The sequence below is a fragment of the Psychromicrobium ferritrahens genome (assembly GCF_043789415.1).
Taxonomy (GTDB): domain Bacteria; phylum Actinomycetota; class Actinomycetes; order Actinomycetales; family Micrococcaceae; genus Renibacterium.
The window spans coordinates 1-1,189 of sequence record NZ_JBDLLW010000007.1; the positions used below are offsets into that span (position 1 = coordinate 1).

The window sequence follows — 1,189 nt, forward strand, 5'->3', positions numbered from 1 at the left end:
TTTCCAGCGGCATACCCTGCTATCGCTCCAGCGACACCCGCGCCAACAGCAACAGCGATTCCACAAACAACAGAGGCCACACAGGCTGTCGCTAAGGTTCCAACAGCAACCGTGACAACCACAGCGAAACAAATTATAAGATTTCCCAAACAAAAGGGGAAACTAGTTTGGTATATTAAACTCGTTCAAAGCTGCCTTAACGAGGAGAAGAATTTTATATGAATATTTTTGTGATCTCACTGTACTGTTTTGGCCAAGACCATCTTGGGGATATCAAGCATCGACGAAGTTACTTCTCCGGAAGATTACTCAAGCCTGGACTTATAATTATCAGTTCACTTGAAAGGAGTAAATTCCGAATATATTACGGAAATCTTCTATCGATACCCACAAAACATGAAACCAAAAATTCTTTATCTACAGAACAAAAAAAACCAACAGCCCTACCAGAGATAGTTAAGCCTCCCCCTGCAATTTTCTCCTCGTGAAAATTTGACATATCAGATAAAATTCTCTCCGACCCGACTATTGATTTAGGATCAAACCCTTCTCTACCTAATCTTAGTCGGTAAATTTTCAGGATCTTGTTGGCATCACTTTCCCAATAGGAAACAATTGTTTCTTGATTAACACCTCTTAGAAGCTCTAGGGCTAGATTTACAGCATCATCATCTCGCCCGGAGGAAGTCAACAGATACACCATATCTTTCACTTGCATTATGGCTGCACTCTCCATGGTATGACATCAGCGTTCTTAACAATCCCATCGATTAGAACTTCACTCTCACTGTGTAGATCTGGTGACGGAACTAACTTGTACCCAGAACCATTGCTGTTCAGTATCCTTAAGATTATCCCCCGACCGTTACCTTCCGCTGCGAAAAGATTAGCGATACTCGGATCGGTTGTCCAAGAAGTGAATATACTCTCGTTGTTTCCTGCGTTGTGAGCCCATGGGTCTGAATGCCCACCAATTGGTTTCGCTGTGCCTGCCAGACCATCTTCATATGCTGGGTGACCATAGTGTATGCCTCGGTAAAGGTAAGTTCCCGGACCTGCTGTGGCTGGTCCGTTGGCGGCTTGTTGTGCTCCGTTCTTGGCAGCTTGGATTTTAGCAGCTTGGAGGCTGGCGGCTTGTTGTTCCTCGGCTCCGGCAATCTTTCCGCCGGCATTGCCCCAAGCACCACCA

At 45.2% G+C, this 1,189-nt stretch carries 2 protein-coding genes; one reads left to right on the forward strand and one right to left on the reverse strand.

Annotated features, from left to right (window positions below):
• A partial coding sequence (locus ABDK06_RS14640) for a hypothetical protein (protein ID WP_394942358.1) occupies positions 1-222 on the forward strand: 222 nt, incomplete at its 5' end.
• Between the two features lie 142 nt (positions 223-364).
• Here the strand turns inward: ABDK06_RS14640 and ABDK06_RS14645 are convergent.
• A complete protein-coding gene (locus ABDK06_RS14645; protein WP_394942360.1) occupies positions 365-718 on the reverse strand; it encodes a hypothetical protein in 354 nt (117 codons plus the stop codon).
• Positions 719-1,189: the final 471 nt, after the last annotated feature.